The organism is Gorillibacterium sp. sgz306347, from assembly GCF_059735245.1.
The window spans coordinates 1-8492 of record NZ_JCAPET010000083.1 but is presented as its reverse complement, the minus strand read 5'-3'; the positions used below and the strand labels follow the sequence as shown (position 1 = coordinate 8492).

The 8492-nt window shown below is 61.7% G+C and carries 9 protein-coding genes; 2 read left to right on the top strand and 7 right to left on the bottom strand.

Annotation, left to right across the window (positions count from 1 at the left end; all coding sequences use genetic code 11):
• Window positions 1–179 precede the first annotated feature (179 nt).
• Window positions 180–701, top strand: coding sequence for a GrpB family protein (locus tag AC6I6H_RS22250; protein ID WP_497956764.1), 522 nt, complete (start codon window positions 180–182; stop codon window positions 699–701).
• A gap of 96 nt (window positions 702–797) precedes the next feature.
• On the opposite strand, the gene AC6I6H_RS22245 is transcribed toward AC6I6H_RS22250, so the two are convergent.
• The 6 genes from AC6I6H_RS22245 to AC6I6H_RS22220 all read right to left on the bottom strand — a co-directional run bounded on the left by AC6I6H_RS22245 (window position 798) and on the right by AC6I6H_RS22220 (window position 7081).
• Complete coding sequence (locus tag AC6I6H_RS22245) at window positions 798–2033, bottom strand: MFS transporter (protein ID WP_497956763.1); 1236 nt, start codon at window positions 2031–2033, stop codon at window positions 798–800.
• A gap of 16 nt (window positions 2034–2049) precedes the next feature.
• Complete coding sequence (locus AC6I6H_RS22240) at window positions 2050–3093, bottom strand: ROK family transcriptional regulator (protein ID WP_497956761.1); 1044 nt, start codon at window positions 3091–3093, stop codon at window positions 2050–2052.
• Between the two features lie 243 nt (window positions 3094–3336).
• The gene (locus AC6I6H_RS22235) at window positions 3337–4149 is read right to left on the bottom strand and encodes an ABC transporter permease (protein WP_497956759.1); all 813 of its coding nucleotides are present in this window, start codon (window positions 4147–4149) and stop codon (window positions 3337–3339) included.
• Window positions 4118–5146: an ABC transporter ATP-binding protein gene (locus AC6I6H_RS22230; protein WP_497956758.1), complete on the bottom strand. Its 1029-nt coding sequence runs from the start codon at window positions 5144–5146 to the stop codon at window positions 4118–4120. The genes AC6I6H_RS22235 and AC6I6H_RS22230 overlap by 32 nt, the downstream gene beginning before the upstream one ends.
• A 17-nt stretch (window positions 5147–5163) precedes the next feature.
• Complete coding sequence (locus AC6I6H_RS22225) at window positions 5164–5973, bottom strand: ABC transporter permease (RefSeq protein WP_497956757.1); 810 nt, start codon at window positions 5971–5973, stop codon at window positions 5164–5166.
• A gap of 52 nt (window positions 5974–6025) precedes the next feature.
• The gene (locus AC6I6H_RS22220) at window positions 6026–7081 is read right to left on the bottom strand and encodes an ArsR/SmtB family transcription factor (RefSeq protein WP_497956755.1); all 1056 of its coding nucleotides are present in this window, start codon (window positions 7079–7081) and stop codon (window positions 6026–6028) included.
• 235 nt (window positions 7082–7316) lie between these two features.
• On the opposite strand from AC6I6H_RS22220, the gene AC6I6H_RS22215 reads away from it, so the two are divergent.
• Window positions 7317–8267: an acetylxylan esterase gene (locus AC6I6H_RS22215; protein WP_497956753.1), complete on the top strand. Its 951-nt coding sequence runs from the start codon at window positions 7317–7319 to the stop codon at window positions 8265–8267.
• 19 nt (window positions 8268–8286) lie between these two features.
• Here the strand turns inward: AC6I6H_RS22215 and AC6I6H_RS22210 are convergent.
• On the bottom strand, window positions 8287–8492 hold a 206-nt coding region (locus AC6I6H_RS22210), incomplete at its 5' end, for a hypothetical protein (RefSeq protein WP_497956752.1).

Genomic DNA, 8492 nt, shown 5'->3' with positions numbered 1-8492 from the left:
ACAGGGGTTTTTGGGGTGAATAAGCGCTGTGGCAACCGTTAGCCATCCATGCCCCGGCGGGGTACCACAGACTATGAAGTTGCGTTATTTTCAGGGGAGAAAAAAAGCGGGCCCGATTGCGGGACCGCTGGCGATTTCGGCGGGAGATTCCCGTTAAACCGGCATAAAGGAGCTTGCCTGTGAAGATCAGACTGACCAAGTACACCGAGCAATGGGCCCGGCTTTTTGAAGAGGAAGCCGCACTCCTGAAAACCGTTTTTGAAAATGAAAGCATCCGCTTCGAGCACTTCGGGAGCACATCGGTCCCGGGGATGACCGCCAAGCCCGTCATAGATCTGATGGCCATCGTCGAACATATCGGCCGGGTGGATATGCGAACCGGAAAAATGCTTGCCCTCGGATACGACGCTGCCGGAGAATGGGGCATTCCGGGAAGGCGGCTGTTTCGCAAAGGCGGAGAGAACCGGACGCATCATATCCATTTCTACCAGACAGGCAATCCCCATATCGAACGGCACCTTATCGTGCGGGACTATCTAAGAAGCCACCCGGAGGAAGCGGCCCGGTACAGCCGGTTTAAGGAGGAACTGGCCCGGCGGTTTGAAACGACAAGCGTTTACAGCCCGGCAAAAAAAGCGTTTGTCGGCGAACTGGAGAAACGGGCGCTGGCCTGGTTCGCGAATGCAGGAGGAGCGGAATGAGAACTGCCGGTGTCTCCCATCCTTAAAGTCGAAAGGCTGGGCTTGCTGCAAAAATGGACGTGCGCCCGGCAAGCAAGTCATCGGGCAGGTGCGCATTCAAACCTTCGGCACCGCATTTTCGCCGGCCGGCCGTGTTTTTTTGCCGAGATACCGGTTGAGCCGCTCCGACAGAAGCAGCATCGCCCCGGCGGAGAGCGCCAGATAGACGGGGAAAATGCCCAGCGTCGTCCGGGTGGCGAGAAAGCCGAGCAGGGGCGGCATCAGCGTACTGCCGACATAAGCGACGGCCATCTGGTAGCCCATGATCGTTTGCGATTGGGCTTTGCCGAAGCGGACGGGGGTCTCGTGCAGCATGCAGGGATAAATCGGCGCAAGGCCGAGGCCGATGATCAGGAACCCGGCGACCGCATAAACGGCGGGGAGCGGCAGCAGCAGAAGCGCCGCGCCTGCAAGCGCGACCGCCTGACCGGCGCGAATGAGCGTACGGTTGCCGACCCGGAAGGTAACGAAGCCGGCGATGAAGCGGCCGGCCGTGATGCCGGCGTAATAAAGCGAAACGCCCTGCGCGGCCGCCGTCGCCGACGCGCCTTTTGCGTCGACGAGATAGCTGCTGCCCCACAAGCCGAGCGTAGATTCCACGCCGCAGTAAAACAGGAACGCGCCCAGCGCCAGCTTGACCCCTTCGATGCGCAGCGGGTTCACTTGCCGGAAGGCGTTTTCGTCCGGCACCGCATCTTCGGGTGCTTCCTCTTCCGCGCCTGCGCTGCGGCTCCGCCTTGCCTGCTCCGCTTTTTTCCAAAGCGGGAGGGAGAACAATAAGATCAGTACGAGGACAAACTGCAGCCCGGAAATCGTCAAATAGCCGTCCCGCCAGGAGTGGTTCCCGGCAATAAAGCGGGCCATGATGATCGGGCCAAGGGTGGCGCCGACGCCCCAAAAGCAGTGCAGCCAGCTCATGTGATGCGCTTTGTAATGGGCGGCCACGTAGTTGTTCAAGGCGGCGTCCACGGAGCCGCCGCCGAGGCCGAGCGGCACGGCGCACAGGGCCAGCCAGAAGACGGACGGCGCGAACGAGATGCCGAGCAGGGCGCCCGCCGTCAGTACGCAGCTGATCAGCGTCACCAGGCCCGTTCCGAAGCGGCGGATGACCGCCCCGCTGGCCAGGCTGGAAACAATGGTGCCCGCCGCCACAACCATAAACAGCCAGCCGGCTGTATCGAGCGGAGCGCCAAGGTCCGGCTGCATAACGGGCCAGGCAGCGCCGAGCAGGGAGTCGGGCAGGCCCAGGCTGATAAAGGCCAAATAGATGATGAGCAAGAAGAATGTCGCCATGATGAACAGAAGCCTCCTATGATTTGGCGGACGAATGCGGGTCCGCCTCCGCCAGCATGAGCGTAAGACCGAGCGCTTGCAGGCCATGCAGGTAATCCCGCCTCCAGTCGCTCACCGCAAGCTCCGGCAGATGCTCGGCGGGGATATAAGCGGCGCTTCCCGCCGCGACCTGCTTGAGCAGCTCCTCGGTCGCCTCGTCTCCGCAGAAGATGACCCGGTGCGGATTCAGAATCGCGGCGAAGGCCGCAACCAGACGGGCGACCGGATCGGCTGGGGAGGTTTCTGCGCCGGAGGCCGGAGCGCCGGAGGTTTGCAGCGCCTGATAAAAGTTCCGGTTGTCGTACTGGGGGACAAAGGAAACCTCGCCCGAGAAAAAGGTGCTGCCCCGCACCACATCGCCGTTAATTAGTATCCCGGCGCCGGGACCGTTCTGGCCGAAGTAAAGGTACACCAGGGAAGCCGCCCCGAGAGTGGCACGTTCAGCGGCATAGCCCAGCACGGCGGCGTTCATGTCGTTTTCCACCACGACGGGAATGCCGAAGCGATCCTCGCAATAGCCCTTCATATCAAAATCGCGAAACGCCTCGTAATCCGGGATGTAGATGATCCGCCCGTTGTTGACGGCGGCGGGAACGCCGATTGACAGAGAGCCGATCCGGGGGTGCCGGGCCAGCAGAGCTTCCAGCTGGCGGCTAAAGCTCTCGATGCCCTCGGTCAGCACGCTGGCGATGGTTCCTTCGTCCTTCCGTTCGCCCCGGCAGTTGTACAGAATGTAGCCGGTCTCCGACCGTTCCAGAAAAACCGCCAAACCGAGCATATAATCCGCATTGTAGGCGTACCGGACCGCTCGTCTTCCGCCGCTGGAGCTGTCCAGTCCGAGCGAACGCAGCTCGCCGTCCGCCTCCATGCGGGCGATAAACTTGCTGACTGTCGGGAAGCTCAGGCCCAGCTTGCGGCTGAGCTCCGCCTTCGTGGCGCTGGTTTCCCCCAGCAGGGCGGTCCGGATGCCGTGCAAGATGCGTTTTTTCACTTCCTGGGGATGGGCGGGAATGCCGCTCATTCGCGTTCGCCTCCAACTATACTTATTAAACGCGTTTAATAAGTGACCGCAGCCATCATATCACATGGCACGCCGATTCGTAAACCGGGGATGACGGGGGCCGGCTTTTTCATATCGTCAGGGGAAGGTGGAGCTGGGGTGTTTTGCTCAGAAAGGAAAAGGACCGGCCTCCAAGGCCGATCCTGGGTGAAGTGCTTGCTGCTAGGGCTGCCGCTCAGGAAGTTGCAGCCGGCCCTCTACCGCTCAAAACAGCGTCCAGCTTCCCGTACGGCGGGCGTACGCTTCCGCCCGGGCAACCAGCCGGACGGCCGCTAAGAAAACGGCAAGGGTGACAGCCGCCAGCCCGCCGGCCATCAGCCACCATCCCGTTCCTGCCGTCCCCGCTGCCGCTCCCCGGATCAGGAAAAGGCTGTAGCTGACCGGAAACAGAAAGGACAGCGCCTTTCCCCAGAACGGGAAGACGGCCGGCGGAACGGACATGCCCCCGAACAGCTGCATCGGCTCTTGAAACAGGTAGTACAGGTATCCGGCATCCCGGGAAAACAGGCACAGCGCCGACAAAAACGCTCCCCATACCGCAGCCGACACCAGCGTCAAAAGCAGGGCAACCCCCAATTGCGGCCAGAGCATATCCCCGGGCCGGACGGCAAACGCAGCCACGCAGAAGGCAAACACGAAAAACATCCAGATGCCGCTGTATAAGGCATGCACCGAACGTCCGAACAAGAAAGCCAGCCGCGAGCCCGGAGCGAGAAACACCATTTCCAGTGTCCCGTTTTTGCGCTCCCATTCAAAGGTCCATGCGGATTGGACCACCGACCAATACAATTGAAACACCGCATAGCCGGTAATCAGAAAAAGCAGCAGGCTGCCGTCCGGCAAATGCCGGGCGAAGGCGGAGCCTTCCCCGCCGCGAAACGGCTGCATGGCATAGTAGGATGAAAAGAACATCAGAACCGGCCAGAGCAGGAGCGAAAAAAACACCGCTTTGCCGCTGAAGGAATTGCGCTGCTGCTTGAACAGCTCAGCCCGAAACGCGCGCCAGAAGCCTTTCATCGCTTCGGCCTCCTTCCGCCAGGCGGATGATCGCATCTTCCAGCGAGGGCTTTTCGACGGAAAGCCGCCGCACCTTGACACCCGCCTGCAAAAGCCAGGCGAGCGCAGGCGGGATGACGGCTTCCGCGTCTTCGGCCGACAAAAGCAGAACGGCCGTTTCCGCATCCGCCTGAGGGCCGTCCGCATACCGGACCGCGCCGGACGGAAGCCCGAGGGCGGCCGCCAGCCGCTCGTCCAGCCCGGGCTGCGCGGCTTCCGTTTCCAGGCGGAGCCGCTCAAGCCCCGAGGTGCGCCGCACAATCGCCTGCGGGCTGTCGGCAAGCAGCAGCTCGCCGCGGTCGAGTACATAGACCCGGTCGCACAGCTCCTCCACCTCCTGTAGATAGTGGCTGGTCAAGAGCAGGCCTTTGCCCTCGCCCGCCATGCGCCGGACCATTTCCCGAAGGCGGCGCGCGACCGGCGCGTCGAGTCCGATGGTTGGCTCGTCAAGAAAAACATACTTGGGGTCGTTGATCAGGCCGCGGGCGATTTGCAAGCGCTGCTTCATGCCTTTGGAATACTGCTCGACCGGCAGATCGGCCGCTTCCGTCAGCTCCACCAGCCGCAGCAGCTCGTCCGACCGGCGCTTCAGCTCCGCTTCCTCCAGGCCGTACAGCCGCCCGAAGTAGGCGAGGTTTTCCCGCCCGGTCAGCCGCCAGTACAGCAGCCGCTCGCTCCCCGTGATCACGTTGACCCTGGACTGGATTTGCCGGCGGTCGCGGGCGATGTCCAGGCCGTCCACCGTGATGCTTCCGCTCGTCGGCTCCAGCAAGGTCGACAGCATTTTGATCGTGGTCGTCTTTCCGGCTCCGTTCAGGCCGAGCAGGCCGACCGTTTCCCCCGGACGGATTTCCAGGTCCAGCCCGGATACGGCGGTTTTCGTTACCCGCTCTTTGCGGAAGAGTCCTTTGCGCTGCCGGGTTTCGTAGATTTTCGTCACTTTTTGCATGACAATCATGGTGGATAGCCCCCTTCCTAGTGCCACTTTTCAAAAAAACGCCGTTCCGAACGCCGGATGAACCAGCTTCCCGCCGCCGCGTACAGCACAATCAGGACGAATACCCGCGCGAGGGCCGCTCCTTGATCGAAGAATGCTGTTCCATTCAGCAGCGCGCCGCGCAGAAGCTGGAGCGAATCGGTAAGCGGGATCAGGCTCCCGGCAAAACGCAGCGCTTCCGGCAGGTATTCCGGCGGAAACTGAAAGCCGCAGACGAGAGCGGTAAAGGCAAACAGCGTATTTTGCACCAGATAGGTATCGCGGGTGGTCAGCATGACCGCTCCGAGCGCAAGCCCGACGGCAAAACAGGCGAGCAGGTAGAGCAGGAGCGCGGCCAGCGCCGAAAGCCAGCGGGCGTCCGGCAGGCGGGCTCCGATGGCGGCTCCCGCCAGAACGGCGGGAACGGCCTCCAGCGCGACCCGGGAGAGCTGCTGTACGGCGGCACCGGCAAAATAGCCGGTCCGGCCCGCCGGGGCCAGCAGCAGAACCTCCAGCGTGCCTTCGCGGTGCTCCGTAATCAGGGTGCGGGAGACGTTCATGATCATGCCGACGGAAAGCGTCGACAAGAGGCCCCCGATAACGGCATAGGTCATGTAATCGCTGGTCCCCGCGTGCTGCGCGAAGCTGGCGTCAAGCTCGCCGCGAATCCAGTACCGGTAAGCGAAAAACGACAGGAGCACCAGGTAAAGCCCGCTGATCATATGGCCAAACGTAAAGGACCACGGGTATGCCCGGAGGTCGGAGCGCTGATTGCGCAGCCAGGTTGCTTTTGCGGTTTGCCAGAACATGGAGGGTTCCTCCGATTCGTCGGAATAAAATAGGTGCACTTCGCCGCCTTGTTCACTGCTCCAGGAATTGGCGCAGGAACACGATGGTCATCTCGGCCTCCTCCTTGCGGAGCCGGTAAAAAATGTAGGGTCCCCGCCGCACCGAAGAAAGCAGGCCGGCGTTGGTCAGGATGGCGAGCTGTTTGGAAACGGCCGCTTCGGAAATGTCCAGCTTTTGCGCCAGCTGCTGGGTGCAATGAGGCTGGGCGTGCAGAAGGCGGAGGATGCGCAGGCGGTTCGGGTCCGACAAGGCTTTGAACAGACGGACCAGGTCGGCAGGAACGCGATCGTCCTCCTTGTCGCCGGGAACCGGCACGGCAAGCGGAAGCGCGAGCACGCCGTTTCGGAAATCAATTAGCAGATGGGGGTGAACAAACGTTGAAGGGCAGACGGAAATCAGGCTCAGCTCCGCATAAGGAAACCGGTAAAGCGTCGCCTTCTGTGCTTCAATTGCATCGCCCGCCAGCCGGAGGCGCGGGTGGAGCGAGCCGAGCCGGGCGGCCGGCGCCTTGGCGGCTTCCTCGGCAAACGCCTTGCCTTCCGCAATGAGCCAAGGCTCGATCATCCGCCATTCCGAGTGAAAAAATTGCTCCCAGTATTCCTCAAGCGTCCGCACCAGCCAGCTCCGGGCCCTCTCCGGCTCGGTCAAGAGGGCTGAGCAAACGCCGTCGAGCTCCTCCGTCCAGCGGGGGCGGCTGCGCGGCGGAAGGTTTTGCGCTTCCCAGACTTCGAACAGCGGGTAGCGGTTGTTCAGCATCAGGCAAGCGAACTCGGCATCCGGAAGCGCGCCGAGACGCGCAAGCGCCTGATCGACGGCAAGCGCCGGCTCCGCCCGGTTTTCCAGGTCCATCAGCCCGAGCCATTGATCGGACATCCGGCCGAATTCGCGGAGCCCGGTTTGAAGCTCGGGGGAGAGTTCCTGCCGCAAACGTTCCGCCCAGTCCGCCCGTCCGCCATGATGCTCCGGCTGAAACAGGACGTGCAGCGAAGCAAGCATCTCGTGCCAGGGCGAGATGTGAAGCCGGACCAGCTTGCGGAGAAGCCGGTCCCGTTCGGCAAAGCTAATCATGGAAGTCGTCACTTCCTCGGTTAACCGAATGGTTAATTGGATTTTGTTCCCGGGAAAAGCACGCTCATTATAGGGAAGGCGAGGTAAGCTGTCAACCGTGACAGGGCGGGAAATGCTAATTTTCTTTGGATGGTTTTGGAAGGAAGGGTAGCCGGGGACGGGCATCTGTATTAAGATGCAGAGGAGGACAAGAAGCCTTTTGCCTTAAAATGACACCCATTGGGAGGACTCGCAAGTGAACGCCGTCAAGAAGCGCATTTATGAACTGGAGCAGTACATACCGGTGCTGACTTCGCCGGACGATCTGAACGAATTCTGGGACCGCACGCTCGCTGAGGAAAAGGACATCGAGTGGAAAAGCGCGCGGCGGGAAGTCTCTACGCCCCTCATCGGGGCGGCTGTCTACGCGGCCGAATACGAAGGATACGCCGAAACCCCGATTCACGGCTGGTTTCTGGTGCCCGAGAAGCCCATTCGAAAGCCTGCGCCCTGTGTTGTCTTTTATCACGGATATCCCGGCTCCAAGGGAAATCCGGAGGACTATGCGGCCTGGCTGATGATGGGCTTTGCCGTGTTCGCGATGGATGTACGCGGGCAGGGGGGAGACACGGGCAACAACCTGCCGCAGGAGACAGGGATGATCAAAGGCTGGGTCACCCAGGGGATCATGGATAAAGACACGTGCTACTACAAGGCGATTACGATCGACGCGCTGCGGGCGGTCCGCTTTGCCCTCGAGCAGCCGGAAATCGACCCGGAGCGGGTGTTTGTGACCGGGACGAGCCAGGGCGGCGGGCTGTCGCTTGTAACTGCGGCGCTGGAGCCGCGGGTTCGCGCGGTGGCGGCGGCTCTCCCGAACATGTGCCATATGGATTTCGGCGTGTTTCACTCGACGAGCTCGCTGAGCGAGGCGGCGCAGTATGTAGCCCGCTTCCCGGACCGGCTGGACACCGTTCTGCATACGCTCAGCTACTTCGATGCGATGAACCTGGCGGAGCGGATCGACCGCCCCCTGCTGTGTGCGGTTTCTTTGAAGGACCCGGTCTGCATGCCGGAAACGGTTTACGCCGCCTACAACCGCGTACCCGGCCCAGCCAAGGAAATGCTGGTTTATCCGTTTAACGGCCACTGGACCGGTCCGGATTACCTGGGCGCGGTTTACCGCTTCTTTCAATCGCAGCTGTAATGCGGGCTTGTGCGGCCGGTTAACCTTCGGGAAGCCGCCCCGCCGTGCCGATAGCAACGAACAACGGTTCGCCTGGCGGAATAGCCGGCGGGCCGTTTTTTTGTGGGATTGCCCATGTGGATGCTGCGCTGAGCGCTCGGCGGAATGTTTTTTTGTGCAGATGACCATGGCTATGTGCTGCTGACCGCGCGGCGGCGTGTTTTCCGTGCAGGTGACCATGGCTAT